A 15,630-nucleotide genomic window follows, 5' to 3' on the forward strand; every position below is an offset into this window, starting at 1 on the left:
TTTCCTTAGGAGGATTTTATGGAGAAAAGGGTACAAATGGAACTTGGCGGTAAACCGTTCATTCTTGAAACGGGCCGACTTGCCAAACAAGCCAATGCAGCAGTTACCGTTCGCTATGGTGACACGGTTGTGCTAAGTACAGTTACAGCATCCAGCGGACCGAAAGACCTGGATTTTTTCCCGTTGACTGTCAATTATGAAGAAAGACTATATTCCGTAGGTAAGATTCCAGGCGGATTTATTAAGCGTGAAGGTCGCCCAAGTGAAAAGGCAATTCTTGCGAGCCGTTTGACGGATCGTCCGATTCGTCCGCTTTTCCCGGAAGGCTTCCGTAATGACGTTCAAATCGTGTCCATGGTGATGAGCGTGGATCAAGAGTGTCCACCGGAAATCGCGGCAATGATCGGCACTTCCGCAGCGCTGGCAATTTCGGATGTTCCTTTCAACGGTCCTGTTGGCGGTGTCATTGTTGGACGTGTAGATGGTCAATTCGTAATTAACCCAACGGGTGAAACTGCGGAGAAAAGTGATCTTCATTTAACTGTTGCAGGAACAAAAGACGCAATCATGATGGTTGAAGCAGGCGCCAACGAAGTTTCCGAGGACGTTGTGCTCGAAGCGATTATGTACGGTCATGATGAAATCCGCAAAATTGTTGCTGTAATTGAAGAATTGGTTGAAATCGCAGGCAAGCCGAAAATGGAAGTGAAACTCCACGCGGTTGATGCTGATGTAAGTAAAGCAGTTCGCGACTTCGCGCAGGCTAGACTAGTCGATGCCATCAAAATTTCCGAGAAACATGCAAGACAAGAAGCAATTGACGTTGTGAACGCTGAAGCGGTAGAACATTTTACAGCTTTGTATGCGGAAACACCTGAGTTGTTAGGCGATGTGAAAGAGACTCTTTATGATATCGTCAAAGAAGAAGTTCGCCGTTTGATTACGCATGATAAAGTTAGACCGGATGGACGTAAATTGGAAGAAATTCGCGCGATTGACTGCGATATTGACTTGCTGCCGCGGACTCACGGATCAGGCTTGTTCACACGTGGACAAACGCAAGCGTTAAGTGTTTGTACATTGGGCGCATTAGGCGATGTTCAAATTCTAGATGGCTTGGATCTTACAGAAACGAAACGCTTCATGCATCACTATAATTTCCCTCCGTTCTCCGTAGGTGAAGCAAGACCGCTTCGTCCGCCAGGTCGTCGTGAAATCGGACATGGTGCGCTAGGGGAGAGAGCTTTAGAGCCGATCATTCCTAACGAAACCGATTTCCCTTACACGATTCGTCTTGTATCTGAGGTACTTGAATCCAACGGATCTACATCCCAAGCAAGTATTTGCGCAAGTACTTTGGCTCTTATGGATGCTGGGGTTCCAATTAAAGCACCGGTTGCTGGTATTGCGATGGGTCTGATTAAAGACGGAGACCATTTCTCTATTTTGTCCGATATTCAAGGGATGGAAGATCATCTTGGCGATATGGACTTCAAAGTTGCGGGTACAGCTGAAGGGATTACTGCGCTTCAAATGGATATCAAAATCGATGGTATCGATCGCAGCATCCTGCAGCAGTCTTTGCAGCAAGCCAAAGAAGGCCGTATGCACATTTTAGGCAAAATGGTTTCACGTATTTCGGAACCGAAGAAAACTCTTTCCGAATATGCGCCGAAAATCTTGACCATGAACATCAACCCTGACAAAATCCGTGATGTGATCGGAGCAGGCGGTAAAATCATCAACAAGATTATCGAAGAAACTGGCGTGAAAATTGATATCGAGCAAGATGGCCGTGTTTTCATTGCTTCCTCTAATCAAGCCATGAATGAAAAAGCACGTTCCATTATCGAAGGTATCGTGCGTGAAGTTATCGTCGGTGAAACGTATCTTGGTACTGTAAAACGCGTTGAGAAATTCGGAGCTTTCGTTGAGATCCTGCCAGGTAAAGAAGGTCTGGTTCATATTTCTCAAATCTCCACAGAACGCGTCGCAAAAGTGGAAGATGTCGTTAACGTTGGCGATCAAATCACAGTCAAAGTAACGGAAATTGACCAGCAAGGAAGAGTAAACCTTTCTCGCAAAGCTACATTAACTTCGCAAGTCCCGGCTCAAACCTAGAGCCGAGTGACTTGTGAAGTCCCTTTTTCATAGATGAAGTTATGGATAAAGAGTCAGATGAATCTGTCTCTTTTTTGCTATTTCGTTAGACAGGACATGCCCGGTTCTACTCTTGTCCCTTTCTGCATACACTCAGGACATGAGGAGAAGGGGGATCGGTCTATGCGCTACAAGAAGTGGCTTCTACTTGGAAGTTTTTTTGCTATGATTATGCTTGCCTTAGATACTATCCCTAATGTGGGTGCTTATATTCAGTCCGTGAAAAGTGGACAAAGTCCCTATGTATTCGGGACCGATTGGGAGGACGAAGAAGCGCTTCCGGTTTTTGCAATGCAGCCGGCTGCTGGTCCAATTCAATCGACTCCGTCTAAAAGCAATAATTTATTAGATACAATTACCCAAGAGGCGGAAAAACGTAAAATTGCTCCGATCAATGCGAAATTAGATTCAGTGTGGAAAGCAATTCCTGGTTATAACGGTCTGGAAGTCGATATTCCTGAAACGCTTAAACTGGCTCAGCACAAGTTGACGCCTGGCAAAATCAATTACATCATGAAAGAAGTTTCTCCTAGTATCCAGTTGGATGATTTGGGACCAAACCCCATCTATAAAGGCAATCCCAAAAAGCCTATGGTCTCATTTATGATCAATGTTGCTTGGGGGAATGAGTATTTGCCGAGCATTTTAGAGACGCTGCGCAAAGAAAACGTGCACGCTACATTTTTCCTCGATGGCTCCTGGTTGAATAAAAATGTTGAGATGGCGAAAACGATCCAGAATGCAGGTCATGAATTGTCCAATCATGCTTATTCCCATAAGGATATGAGGAACGTCAGCCGAAGTAAGGCTGTGGAGGAAATCTCCAAAACGGAGCAGTTGCTGAAGCAGCAGTTAGGCGTGAATAACACACTATTTGCCCCGCCTTCCGGGTATTTTAACCAAGAAACGGTTCAAGTAGCGGCCGAGTTTAAACTAAAGACGGTATTATGGACTTTTGATACGATTGATTGGAAAAATCCCGGAGCAGATCGCATTCTGCAGCGGCTTTCCACCAGTGTTGAGCCTGGCACGCTTATTCTGATGCATCCAACGCCTTCTTCCAGAGACGCACTGCCAGGGATGATCCGAATGATTAAAAATAAGGGATTAACCATGGGTACGGTAACGGAATTGCTTTCCTCCAAACGGGTCGAAGAAGCGAACCAAATTGTCAACTGAGTGAGGGCCAACCTGCAAAGTTGAGTCGCTCGCACATTTTTGTTAGACTGAGGAAGTATAATTTGGAAATGGGACTTTACGGGCTTCATTTTGAGGAGGAAACTTAGTGATCAAATATCGCTTACATAATGGCTTGAGAGTGGTTATGGAACAAATCCCTACTTTTCGATCGGTCACGTTCGGAATTTGGGTAAAGACTGGCTCACGTAATGAGTCTCAAGAACAAAACGGCATTTCACACTTTATTGAACACATGCTGTTCAAGGGGACGGAGCGCCATTCAGCAAAAGATATCGCAGAGATATTTGACGGAATTGGCGGGAATGTGAATGCATTTACCTCCAAAGAGTACACTTGCTATTATGCCAAAGTACTCGATGAGCATTTGCCGCTAGCTATGGATGTACTTTCCGACATGTTCTTCCATTCTTCCTTTGATGAAGGGGAGTTGGAGAAGGAAAAGGGAGTCATTTATGAAGAAATCTCGATGTATGAAGATACACCTGACGACTTGGTCCATGATTTATTAGCGAAAGCTTCTTATGGGACTCACCCATTAGGTTATACGATTCTCGGGACGGCAGAGAATTTATCCAAAATGAAGTCCGATGATCTTCGTAATTATATGAAGAAACATTATAATACGGAGAATACTGTGCTTAGCATTGCCGGCAATATTGATGACAGTGTTCGTGAATTGATTGAGAAACATTTTGGTGGATTCGCATTAACAGGAGCAGAAACGAGTTACGATGCACCGGATTTCCTTGGAGAATTGATTTTCCATGCTAAGAAAACAGAGCAAAATCATATCTGTCTCTCACTGCCAGGTCTCTCCTTACAAGAGGAAAACCTGTACCCTATGGTGCTGCTCAATAACGCGATCGGCGGGGGCATGAGCTCCAGGCTGTTTCAAGAAATCCGTGAGAAGCGCGGCTTAGCTTACTCGGTGTATTCGTACCATTCTTCCCATATCGATAGTGGTATGTTTACGATCTATACAGGCACAGCACCTAAACAAACAGAAGAAGTCTTGAAGGTAACGATGGAGCTGCTGCATGATATAGCGGTAAAAGGGATGCTGGAATCCGAGTTGAAAAAAGGGAAAGAACAGTTGAAGGGCAGCCTGATTCTTAGTCTTGAAAGTACGAGCAGCCGCATGAACCGTTTCGGGAAAAATGAGTTGATGACCGGCAAGCACTATAGCCTGGATGAAATGCTTCAACGCATTGACAGCGTACAAATGGAGCACATTCAAGCGTTAACCAAAACATTATTCTCTACACCTTTCGCTCTGTCTATGGTAGGGAATTCCGATGATGTCATTAGCAGCTTCAGGAGGGATCAGCTTGTCTCTCTCTAAGTTTGATGTCCAAATAAAACGTGTTTCCGGGCAGGAAGATATTCTCTTGCCACAGAAAATGTCTGCAGCCGCAAGCGGCTTTGACCTTCATGCTGCTGTAAGCGAACCTATTATTCTTGCTCCGGGTGAGCGTCGGCTTATTCCCACTGGATTCGCACTGAGCATGCCGCCTGAACTTGAAGCGCAGATCCGGCCAAGAAGCGGATTGGCATTCAAATATGGCATTACGACATTGAATTCACCAGGAACAATTGATGCTGATTATCGTGGTGAAGTAAAGGTGCTGCTGATTAATCATGGGCAGGAAGCTTTCACAATTGGGCGCAATGAGCGCATTGCCCAGATGGTATTTCAGCTGGTGCCACAGATTGATTTAGTGGAAGTTAATGAGTTGACGGAAACGGAGCGGGGCTCCGGCGGGTTTGGTCACACAGGACGATAATAAGTAGTAGGAAGAACCTCTGTATAGGGGTTCTTTTTTTGTTTCAAAAAGCAGTGGCACCCATCCTTAGGCGAACGCATACTATAACGTATCGAAACGGACCGAGAAAGGGGTGTAAGCAAAGAATGCTTACTGGGATTTCGGTTGCTTTCATGGGTGGAGACGCCCGGCAGCTAGAAGTAATTCAGAAATTTACCGAGCTTGACGCATCAGTAACATTATTCGGTTTTGACAATCTCGGGAGGCAATTCAGCAGTGTTTCCAATGCGAAACTGGATCCCGTGCTGCTTCAAACGATTGATGTTCTAATTTTGCCGGCTGTAGGTACGGATGATTCGGGACAAGTGGAATCTATCTTTTCAAGCGAAGAGTTGAGATTGACGGACGTTCATATTTCTTCGCTGCCGAAGCATGCCAAGGTATACACGGGAATGGCCAAAAGTTATTTAAAAAATCTTTGTGCCGCACATGGAATTGGCGTTGTGGAGTTATTTGATCGGGACGATGTCGCGATTTACAACTCCATTCCAACAGCTGAAGGCGCGCTGATGATGGCGATACAGAACACGGATATTACGATTCATGGTTCTGTATGTATGGTTTTGGGTTTTGGCCGTACGGGTTTCACCATGGCCAAAACACTGCAAGGTTTAGGGGCTACCGTTAAGGTAGGGGTACGGAAACCAGAGCATTTCGCAAGGGCGTGGGAGATGGGTTTTCAGCCTTTTTACACGAAAGATCTGTATCCGGAAGTGGGGAATATTGACTTGCTTTTTAACACAATTCCGACTATGATAGTCACAGCGCAAGTTATTACCAATATCCCACATCGCGCGCTGATCATCGATTTGGCTTCTAAACCCGGTGGAACGGACTTCCGATTTGCCGAGAGAAGAGGTGTCAAAGCGATGCTTGCGCCCGGATTACCTGGCATCGTCGCCCCCAAAACAGCTGGCCGCATCATGGCGAACACACTAAGTCAGCTGATCGAGGAAGACTTCAGAGACAGGAGCGATGTGGAATGAATTGGCAAGGGAAAACAGTCGGTTACGCGTTAACCGGTTCTCACTGTACGCTGGAAGAGGTAATGCCTCAAATTCAGAGATTTGTAGATGCTGGTGCACGCGTCATTCCGATTGTATCCAATACGATCATGACAACGGACACACGTTTCGGGAAATCGGCAGATTGGCAGCAGCAGTTAAAGGACATAACAGGCAACAACATCATTTCGACAATTGTAGATGCAGAACCACTAGGTCCATCCAAGCTGCTTGATGTGATGGTTATTGCGCCGTGCACAGGAAATACAACTAGTAAGCTAGCAAATGCGATGACAGAAAGTCCTGTACTTATGGCTGCCAAAGCGCAAATGCGGAACTTACGTCCGCTTGTTTTAGCTATTTCTACCAATGACGGACTAGGTTTGAATGCGATGAATATCGCTAAGCTTCTGATTACGAAGAACATTTATTTTGTTCCTTTTGGTCAAGATGCACCTGGAGCTAAGCCAAATTCGTTGGTGGCTCGCATGGACTTGATTATGGAAGCTTGTGAATCTGCGTTGGATGGCAAGCAATTGCAACCCATGATTATTGAGAGATTTCAGTACTAATTTCATATATAAATCTTGAAGGGGAGAGACCAGCTCATGTCCAACCAGAAGCTTTTCAACATTGCAGTCGTCGGAGCAACAGGCGCAGTAGGTGAACAAATCATCCGTCTATTAGAACAACGGAATTTCCCCATCAAGGAATTAAAATTGCTTTCTTCCGCTCGCTCAGCCGGTGTCAAGATTTCATTCAAAGGTCAAGATGTAACGGTTCAAGAAGCTACCCCTGACAGCTTTGAGGGTGTAGATATTGCCTTGTTTAGCGCTGGCGGCGACGTGACTAAAGCGTTAGCTCCGCACGCGGTGAATGCAGGTGCAATTTGTATTGATAACACAAGTGCATACCGTATGGATCCAGACACACCTCTGGTTGTTCCGGAAGTGAATGTTGACAAGATCAACGAGCACAAAGGTATCATTGCAAATCCGAACTGTTCCACGATTCAGATGGTTGCAACCCTGAAGCCTTTATACGATCGTTACGGCATTTCCCGTATCATCGTATCGACGTATCAAGCTGTTTCTGGAGCGGGCGCGAAAGCGATTCATGAAATGTTGAGACAATCGCAAGAGGTACTTGCAGGTAACGATGCGAATCCGGACATTTTGCCAGTGGGCTCATTGCCGGTGAAACACCAAATCGCGTTTAATGCAATTCCTCAAATCGACAAGTTTCTCGACAATGGATTTACCAATGAAGAGATGAAAATGATTCTTGAAACGAAAAAAATTATGGGTGACGAGTCCATTGAAGTGACGGCCACTTGTGTGCGTATTCCTGTTGTGTATGGACATTCAGAGTCCGTTTACGTGGAATTGAAGGAAGATTTCGACGTAGAAGAAGTGAAAACATTGCTTGCTAATGCTCCCGGTATCGTGTTAGTTGACAACCCGGCTGAGCAGCAGTATCCACTAGCAACAGATGCAGCGGGCAAGCTGGAAACTTTTGTTGGACGCGTGCGCCGCGATTTGAGCAACCCAAAAGCACTGAATATGTGGATTGTTTCTGACAACCTGCTCAAAGGCGCTGCTTGGAATGCTGTGCAAATTGCTGAATATATTGCTATAGAACAATAATCAGCATTACTGCGATTAAGTTGCAGTGAATATGGGGGAAACTCATGCGAATCCTTGTACAGAAATTCGGAGGTACCTCGCTTTCCACCGCACAAGCTAGAGAACATGTTATTGGACATATTCAAGATGCACTAATCGATGATTACAAACTAGTCGTTGTTGTTTCTGCGATGGGACGTAAAGGGGAACCCTATGCGACTGACACGCTCTTAGATCTTGTTCGTAAGAACGGGGAGGGGCTGCCGGCGCGGGAACTCGACATGCTAATGGGCTGCGGAGAATTAATTTCTGCGGTACATTTGTGCAGTTTATTGCAGTCTAGAGGCATCCGCTCAACAGTTTTGACGGGTGGGCAAGCTGGCATTTTAACAAATGACGATCACGGCAACGCTAAGATCGTTGCTATGCAGCCTAACCGTATTCTAGAATTACTGGAACAAGATATGGTTGTTATTGTTACAGGTTTTCAAGGTAAAACAAGCGAGGATGAACTGACTACGCTGGGACGCGGAGGTAGTGATACATCAGCGACTGCGTTAGGAGCAGCACTGAAAGCCGAGATTGTTGATATTTTCACTGACGTGAATGGGATAATGACAGCGGATCCAAGAATCGTAGAGGACGCTAAACCGCTCATTCGAGTCAGCTTTGCTGAAATTTGCAATATGGCGCACAATGGCGCCAAAGTGATTCATCCGCGTGCCGTAGAAGTCGCAATGCACGCTAATATTCCGATCCGGGTGCGATCCACGTTCACGAAGGAATTAGGCACTTTGGTTACAGCTTCAGACAATATCCCGCATGACATGAACCAAGTGAAAGACCGCTTTGTTACAGGGATTGCCCATTTTACGAATATTACGCAAATCTACGTGGCCGCCGTTGAGGGGCAATTCGATCTGCAGCTTCGTGTATTCAAAACGATGGCGCAGAACCAGATCAGTGTTGATTTTATCAGTGTGAATCCATCGGCAGTTGTTTATACCGTTTTCGACCACGAAGCTGAACGCGCAGTTAAGCTGCTTAGGAGCCATGGTTACGAACCCCTTGCTTTAAGTGGATGTGCCAAGGTATCCGTGATTGGCGGGGGGATGAACGGCGTGCCGGGAATTATGGCGCAAATTGTAGAAGCTTTAACGATAGAAGACATACGGATCTTGCAATCAGCCGATTCGAATACGACGATCTGGGTGCTTGTACAAGGTGAAGATATGATCAAATCGGTTAAAGCATTACATCATAAATTTGGTTTAAATAAATGAATATGAGATTCAGGAGGTGCAAACGGTGGATTTTGGAAGAGTAATCACAGCCATGGTCACTCCGTTTGACGAGCAATTACAAGTCAACTGGGACCAAGTAGAACCGCTAATCAATTATTTGATCGAAGAGCAGCAGTCTGATAGCCTCGTAATTTGTGGGACCACTGGTGAGGCGCCTACATTAACTGACGAGGAGAAGCTGAAGCTGATCGAGCTATCCGTTCGTTATGCACGAGGTCGTTGCAAGATCATTGCAGGCACTGGAAGCAATGATACGGCACACACCATTCATTTCTCCCAAAAGGTCGAGAAACTTGGAGTCGATGCTGTGCTTATCGTAGCTCCTTACTATAACCGCCCGTCGCAAGAGGGGTTGTACCAGCATTTTAAAGCTGTCGCTGAATCCGTTAACGTCGGTATCATGCTCTATAACGTACCGGGCCGTACAGGTGTTAATTTGGATGCAGAGACAACCATTCGTCTTTCCCACATTTCGAATATTGTGGCAACCAAGGATTGTGCGAACACGGATCAATTAACCCGTATTCTTAACGATGCAGCCCCTGGTTTTCTAGTATACAGCGGGGATGACAGCAATGCCCTGCCAGCATTATCCGTAGGATGCCATGGAATTATTAGTGTTGCGAGCCATGTGATTGGAAAAGAAATGCAATCTATGGTAAAGTATTATTTAGAAGGTAACATTCAGCAAGCGGCAGAACTTCATCGTAAGCTGCACCCTGTGTTTATTGGCATTTTCCGTGTTCCGAGTCCTGCTCCAATCAAGCATGCTCTTGCACTGAAAGGCATCCAAACAGGGGGCGTGAGACTTCCGTTAGTTCGCGTATCCGAGCAAGAAGGACAATTCATCCAATCACTTTTTGTATGATAACGCCTAATGAATCGGTGCTCCGGCATCGGTTTTCTTTTTTTGGGGAAGCTATTGTAATCGGTATTAACTTGTATTTGTTGTTTTTTTTCATGTATAATGGTTGCAAGTGACTAGTTCGGTTTTTCATCTAAAATTCGTCGTCCAATCTTAGAAGGAGGTATATTCTTGTCCAAAAAAAATATTGATAAACTTTTGATCTTCGCTCTTGGCGGCGTGGGCGAAATCGGGAAAAATATGTATTGCGTTCAGTATGCGAACGATATCATCGTCATTGATAGTGGTTTGAAATTTCCTGAGCAGGACATGCTTGGAATTGATATTGTCATTCCAGATATCGGATACTTAACGGAGAATCGGGATAAAGTACGCGGCATTATCATTACTCACGGCCATGAAGATCATATCGGCGGCTTACCTTATGTGCTTAAGCATCTTAATGTTCCACTGTATGCTACTAAACTTACAATGGGTCTCATTGAAGCGAAGCTGAAGGAAGCGAACTTGCTCGGTACAACGAACCGGATCCTAATTAACGCGGATTCCGTGCTTTCTTTAGGCACTATTACAGCAACATTCTTCAAAACGAATCACAGTATCCCTGATTCTGTAGGTGTCGCTCTGGATACACCAGAAGGCGTAGTTGTGCATACAGGAGATTTCAAATTTGATCAAACTCCTGTGAATGATCAATATGCCGATTTGCACCGCATGGCAGAGATCGGGAAGAAAGGCGTTCTTGCCTTGCTTTCTGACAGTACCAATGCAGAACGACCTGGTTACACAGGCTCGGAGCGCAGTGTAGGTATTGAGATTGAAGAAGTGTTCCGTAAAGCTAAACAGAGAGTGGTTATTGCAACTTTTGCATCTAACATTCATCGTGTGCAACAGGTGTTTGATGCAGCGGCTGCAACGAATCGTAAAGTTACCGTGATTGGTCGAAGCATGGTTAATGTAGTATCGATTGCAAGCGAATTAGGTTACTTGAATATTCCGGATGGCATGTTAATTGAGCCGGAGGAAGTGAACAAGCTTGCTGCTGACCGGGTTGTCATTCTATCCACAGGAAGCCAAGGCGAGCCGATGTCTGCACTTACAAGAATGGCGCGTTCCACCCACCGCAAAGTTGATATTTTACCAGGTGATACGGTCATTATTGCAGCTACGCCGATTCCAGGAAACGAACGTGATGTTGGTCGTACCGTAGATGAATTGTTCCGTATCGGTGCTAATGTTATTTACGGACCAGGTTCAGTAACTGGTGTACACGTATCAGGTCACGGCAGTCAAGAAGAATTGAAGCTTATGCTCAATTTGATGAAGCCGAAATACTTTATTCCCATTCACGGTGAATATCGCATGCTCCGTCAGCATGGACTCCTTGCTGAGTCTGTAGGAATGGCGAAAGAAGATATCTTCATGTGTGATATCGGTGACACGGTAGAAATTCAAAATGGAGTTGCACGCAAAGGATCCAAAGTTCAAAGCGGCAACATTCTGATTGATGGACTGGGCGTCGGAGATGTAGGCAACATTGTGTTGCGTGACCGTAAGTTACTGTCTCAAGACGGTATTCTTGTAGTCGTTGTTACTCTCAGTAAACAAGATGGCAAAATTTTATCCGGACCGGATATCATTTCTCGCGGATTCGTGTATGTACGTGAATCAGAGGGCCTCTTGGAAGAAGCCAATCGCATTGTTACCAATACATTAACGAAGTTAATGAACGAAAATGTAAATGAATGGGCATCTTTAAAAACTAATGTAAAAGATGTTCTCGGACGCTTTTTATATGAACAAACCAGAAGAAGACCAATGATCCTTCCAATTATCATGGAAGTCTAGGCTCGAACAGTCACTTGAACCTATGCAAATAGCAAAGCTCTCTCCATCACTGGAGGGAGCTTTTTTCAGTCGGCCCATAAGAAGAAATGATGCATGAAAGGTACCAAGATTATTCATACTATGGGAGATTATGATCCATGTCTGTAAGGATTGTTAGTCAAACATGAAGGGGGACTTATTGTGGCATCATCTACAGAACCGACGAAGCAGCAGGAACCAGTGACTGAGGAAGGTAAGAAAAATCCTGTCCTCGAAAATATTCAGCAATTAGGCCAAACCAATACGATTTCGGGCGAGTCGAACATTTTTTGTCTTACGATCATCGGACAAGTAGAAGGCCATATCGTGCTTCCGCCGCAGAATAAAACAACGAAATACGAGCATATCATCCCACAATTGGTCGCCGCGGAGCAAAATCCAAAGATTGAAGGCGTCATGATTATTTTAAATACGGTGGGCGGAGATGTTGAAGCAGGGTTAGCGATAGCAGAGATGGTGTCAACTCTTTCGAAGCCTTCGATCGCTCTAGTTCTAGGGGGTGGACACAGTATCGGTGTACCTATTGCAGTTTCTGCAGATTACTCCATTATCGCGGAGACTGCGACGATGACGATTCACCCAATTCGATTAAATGGCTTAATTATCGGGGTTCCGCAAACTTTTGAGTATCTGGATAAAATGCAAGAACGCGTCGTTCGATTCGTAACGAAACATTCCAATGTAACGGAACAAAAGTTTAAAGAGTTGATGTTTAAGACGGGGGAGTTAACCAGAGATATCGGGACAACGGTCATTGGCGAGGATGCTGTGAAATACGGCTTAATCAACCAGGTCGGCGGGATCGGGGATGCTATTCGGGAGCTAAACAAGCGTATTGAGTCGAAGAAGGCAGCTATGGGTGGTGGCATGGTACAATGATTCACTACTCGGTGGTGCCGATGGATGTGATTTTTGAAGGGGCAGATACGTATGAGCCCAAGTTCATGGATATTGAACAAGGCGGAATCAAGATGCAGATTGAGCCAATTAGCGGCTTTCAAGCTCGTATTGTCAGACTGTACAGCTGTAACCCGCAGGATTATTTAAAAGAGCAATATGCCCCTGGAACTATAATTTCTTTCAGTCCAATCATGGAGAATTCACTCACATAAAGCCCTGTTCCTGTATCATCCCTCAAGTCAAATATGGTATAATGTGGACTTGGGGGTGACAAGCGTGGCGAAACGCAAGAAGAAGGGTAAGGCTTTAAAAACTAGCTTGTTATTCGAATTGTACGGTATTCTCATTTTGATTTTTTCCGTCATTGCCCTTGCTCATCAAGGACATGTCGGAAACTCATTGATTTACCTTTTCCGTTTTTTTGTTGGAACGTGGTATTCGTTAGTGCCTCTCATTTTCATATATGTGGCCTTATATGCCATGATCAAACGAGCCTGGCCACAAATGGTAACGCCTAAGAAAGCAGGTATTTTGCTGTTTATTCTTGGACTGTTGATAAAAAATCACATTGATTTATTTGCTCAATTGTACCCGGATGGCGGATTTACGTCAGGCAAAATCATTTCGTCGACATGGAACGCCATGTTGGAAGGGCTGCATCCGACGGAAGCAGGACAGGCTGCGCTTGAGCACGGGATTGGCGGCGGCATGATCGGCGCTATGCTGTATAGCATCTTGTACTTCTTATTTGATTACTTAGGTGCAAGATTAATTCAGTACGCCTTATTTGTCATAGGTTTTATTCTGGCTACCGGCATCTCTTATGTGGATATCGGGAACGTAATCCGCGGACGGTTCAGCAATGTAGGGCAAAATTTCAAAGACAGAATGAAAGAATGGCTGCAAGATCGAGAAGGGCGACAACCCGCGCAGGTTGCCACGGCCACGGCCTCTGGTACCAACGACAAGAAAGTAAAGAGGCAGGCTTATGTTCCTGTTGACGATGAGTTCGATGAAGAAGTATTCCAGCCTGTGAAACGGAAGAAATCGCCGCTTCTCATGGAGTTGCTGCGTCCTATTAAAGAAGGGCGCAAGAAAGCAACTGCAGCGGCAAGTGACGAGAATGAAGATGAATTTGTACATAATGCAGAAGAAACGGAAGCTTCCGAGGAAGTGGTTTATAAATCGAATGAAGTGCGATCTGCTGTCGAGATTCCATCGGAAGATCAGCCTGTCACTCCGATTATCCGCGATTTTCAGGAGCAAGTGTTTCAAGAAGCCCAACAATCGGTTAAACCTGTTTCGGCTGCATCAACAACGGCGATGCCTAAGACAAAACCAGCTTCAGCGAGTGATGCAACTGGGGATGATGAACCTGTAACTTTAGAGTTTCAAGATCAAGTACCGGCCGTTCAAACCCGTCCTTATGAGATGCCTGCACTCGACCTGCTGGCGAAGCCGGCTGTCGGCAAAGGCAGTGAGATGTCGGACTACAAAGCGAATGCACGAAAGCTGGAGGCCACCTTGGAAAGCTTCGGTGTGCGTGCGAAAGTGCTCGAGGTCGTCAGGGGACCTGCTGTTACACGGTATGAGATTCAACCTGATGTCGGCGTGAAGGTAAGTCGAATTGTTTCCTTAACGGACGATATCGCGTTAGCGCTTGCCGCAAAGGATATTCGGATGGAAGCTCCGATTCCGGGCAAATCGGCAATTGGGATTGAGGTTCCGAATCTTGAGGTTTCCGTTGTAACGATGCGAGAAGTGATGGAAACATCAGCTTTTCAAGAATCGAGTTCTCGTCTGTCTGTTGTACTCGGGAGGGATATCTCCGGACAACCAATCGTTGGGAATTTGGCTAGAATGCCTCACTTACTCGTAGCTGGTGCTACAGGTTCAGGTAAATCCGTATGTATTAACGGGATCATTACGAGTATCTTGTATAAAGCTAAACCGAATGAAGTCAAGTTTCTTATGATCGATCCCAAGATGGTTGAGTTAAATGTCTACAATGGAATACCTCATCTTCTCGCGCCGGTTGTAACTGATCCACGAAGAGCATCTCTGGCTCTTAAGAAAATCGTTGTCGAGATGGAGAAACGCTACGAGTTATTCTCGAAGAGCGGAACTCGAAACATTGAAGGCTATAATGCTATGTTGACAGAAAGCGGCACAGCGGCTCCATTGCCCTACTATGTTGTCATTGTAGACGAGTTGGCGGATTTAATGATGGTCGCAGCTAATGACGTAGAAGATTCGATCTGCCGATTAGCGCAGATGGCTCGCGCAGCAGGTATTCACTTGATTATTGCTACGCAAAGGCCATCTGTTGATGTCATTACGGGTGTTATCAAAGCCAATATCCCTTCGCGTATTGCATTTGGAGTTTCTTCCCAAGTCGATTCACGGACTATTTTGGATATGGTTGGCGCCGAGAAGCTGCTAGGCCGAGGCGATATGCTTTATTTACCTGTTGGCGCATCCAAGCCGGTACGTGTACAAGGGGCCTTTTTATCTGACCAAGAGGTCGAGCATGTCGTAACTTTCGTCCGTACGCAAGAACAAGCCAATTATCAAGAAGAATTAGTACCACAGGTGGAAGAAATGCCTGAACAACAAAATGAGTTCGAAGACGAGCTGTACGATCAAGCTGTTCAAATCGTTTTAGAAGCGAAACAAGCTTCCGTTTCCTTGCTTCAAAGACGCATGAGAGTTGGCTATACACGTGCAGCAAGGCTTGTTGACGCCATGGAAGCCAAAGGCGTTGTCGGCCCTTATGAGGGAAGCAAACCCCGCGAAGTGCTGATGTCAATTGAGCAATACCAACACAATCGAATTAGTTGATAGCAGATGCAGGATGATTAC

The 15,630-nt window shown here is 45.4% G+C and carries 13 protein-coding genes; all 13 read left to right on the forward strand.

What is annotated here, in order from left to right; all coding sequences use genetic code 11:
* Positions 1-18 precede the first annotated feature (18 nt).
* Positions 19-2,121 carry a polyribonucleotide nucleotidyltransferase gene (gene pnp / locus AC3WTJ_RS23390; RefSeq protein ID WP_492523861.1) on the forward strand — a complete coding sequence of 701 codons (2,103 nt, stop codon included), beginning with the start codon at positions 19-21 and terminating at the stop codon, positions 2,119-2,121.
* A gap of 162 nt (positions 2,122-2,283) precedes the next feature.
* Entirely contained in the window at positions 2,284-3,339 is a 1,056-nt protein-coding gene (locus AC3WTJ_RS23395) for a polysaccharide deacetylase family protein (RefSeq protein ID WP_492523862.1), read from the forward strand.
* Between the two features lie 106 nt (positions 3,340-3,445).
* Entirely contained in the window at positions 3,446-4,702 is a 1,257-nt protein-coding gene (locus AC3WTJ_RS23400; RefSeq protein ID WP_181646151.1) for a M16 family metallopeptidase, read from the forward strand.
* Complete coding sequence (dut, locus tag AC3WTJ_RS23405) at positions 4,689-5,144, forward strand: dUTP diphosphatase (RefSeq protein WP_492523863.1); 456 nt, start codon at positions 4,689-4,691, stop codon at positions 5,142-5,144. The genes AC3WTJ_RS23400 and dut overlap by 14 nt, the downstream gene beginning before the upstream one ends.
* A gap of 125 nt (positions 5,145-5,269) precedes the next feature.
* A complete protein-coding gene (gene dpsA, locus AC3WTJ_RS23410; RefSeq protein ID WP_157321166.1) occupies positions 5,270-6,169 on the forward strand; it encodes a dipicolinate synthase subunit DpsA in 900 nt (299 codons plus the stop codon).
* On the forward strand, positions 6,166-6,759 hold the full coding sequence (locus AC3WTJ_RS23415) for a dipicolinate synthase subunit B (RefSeq protein WP_127450986.1): 594 nt from the start codon (positions 6,166-6,168) through the stop codon (positions 6,757-6,759). The genes dpsA and AC3WTJ_RS23415 overlap by 4 nt, the downstream gene beginning before the upstream one ends.
* Positions 6,760-6,795: 36 nt before the next feature.
* Entirely contained in the window at positions 6,796-7,833 is a 1,038-nt protein-coding gene (locus tag AC3WTJ_RS23420; protein WP_127450984.1) for an aspartate-semialdehyde dehydrogenase, read from the forward strand.
* A 44-nt stretch (positions 7,834-7,877) separates the two neighbouring features.
* Positions 7,878-9,095, forward strand: coding sequence for an aspartate kinase (gene dapG / locus AC3WTJ_RS23425; protein ID WP_492523864.1), 1,218 nt, complete (start codon positions 7,878-7,880; stop codon positions 9,093-9,095).
* A 25-nt stretch (positions 9,096-9,120) separates the two neighbouring features.
* Complete coding sequence (gene dapA / locus AC3WTJ_RS23430) at positions 9,121-9,984, forward strand: 4-hydroxy-tetrahydrodipicolinate synthase (protein WP_492523865.1); 864 nt, start codon at positions 9,121-9,123, stop codon at positions 9,982-9,984.
* 168 nt (positions 9,985-10,152) lie between these two features.
* Positions 10,153-11,829: a ribonuclease J gene (locus AC3WTJ_RS23435; RefSeq protein WP_127450978.1), complete on the forward strand. Its 1,677-nt coding sequence runs from the start codon at positions 10,153-10,155 to the stop codon at positions 11,827-11,829.
* Between the two features lie 177 nt (positions 11,830-12,006).
* The gene (locus AC3WTJ_RS23440) at positions 12,007-12,747 is read left to right on the forward strand and encodes a ClpP family protease (protein ID WP_127451156.1); all 741 of its coding nucleotides are present in this window, start codon (positions 12,007-12,009) and stop codon (positions 12,745-12,747) included.
* Positions 12,744-12,980, forward strand: a complete 237-nt coding sequence (locus AC3WTJ_RS23445) for a YlzJ-like family protein (RefSeq protein WP_407867720.1) — start codon at positions 12,744-12,746, stop codon at positions 12,978-12,980. The genes AC3WTJ_RS23440 and AC3WTJ_RS23445 overlap by 4 nt, the downstream gene beginning before the upstream one ends.
* A gap of 64 nt (positions 12,981-13,044) precedes the next feature.
* On the forward strand, positions 13,045-15,609 hold the full coding sequence (locus AC3WTJ_RS23450) for a DNA translocase FtsK (protein ID WP_492523866.1): 2,565 nt from the start codon (positions 13,045-13,047) through the stop codon (positions 15,607-15,609).
* Positions 15,610-15,630 lie beyond the last annotated feature (21 nt).

This window comes from Paenibacillus sp. FW101-FHT12H11, assembly GCF_058790355.1.

Bases quoted from the DNA above. Each gene is read 5' to 3' on its own strand.
- pnp (WP_492523861.1), top strand. From the start codon at position 19: ATGGAGAAAAGGGTACAAATGGAACTTGGCGGTAAACCGTTCATTCTT.
- dpsA (WP_157321166.1), top strand. From the start codon at position 5,270: ATGCTTACTGGGATTTCGGTTGCTTTCATGGGTGGAGACGCCCGGCAG.
- AC3WTJ_RS23395 (WP_492523862.1), top strand. From the start codon at position 2,284: ATGCGCTACAAGAAGTGGCTTCTACTTGGAAGTTTTTTTGCTATGATT.
- AC3WTJ_RS23445 (WP_407867720.1), top strand. From the start codon at position 12,744: ATGATTCACTACTCGGTGGTGCCGATGGATGTGATTTTTGAAGGGGCA.
- AC3WTJ_RS23415 (WP_127450986.1), top strand. From the start codon at position 6,166: ATGAATTGGCAAGGGAAAACAGTCGGTTACGCGTTAACCGGTTCTCAC.
- dapG (WP_492523864.1), top strand. From the start codon at position 7,878: ATGCGAATCCTTGTACAGAAATTCGGAGGTACCTCGCTTTCCACCGCA.
- AC3WTJ_RS23420 (WP_127450984.1), top strand. From the start codon at position 6,796: ATGTCCAACCAGAAGCTTTTCAACATTGCAGTCGTCGGAGCAACAGGC.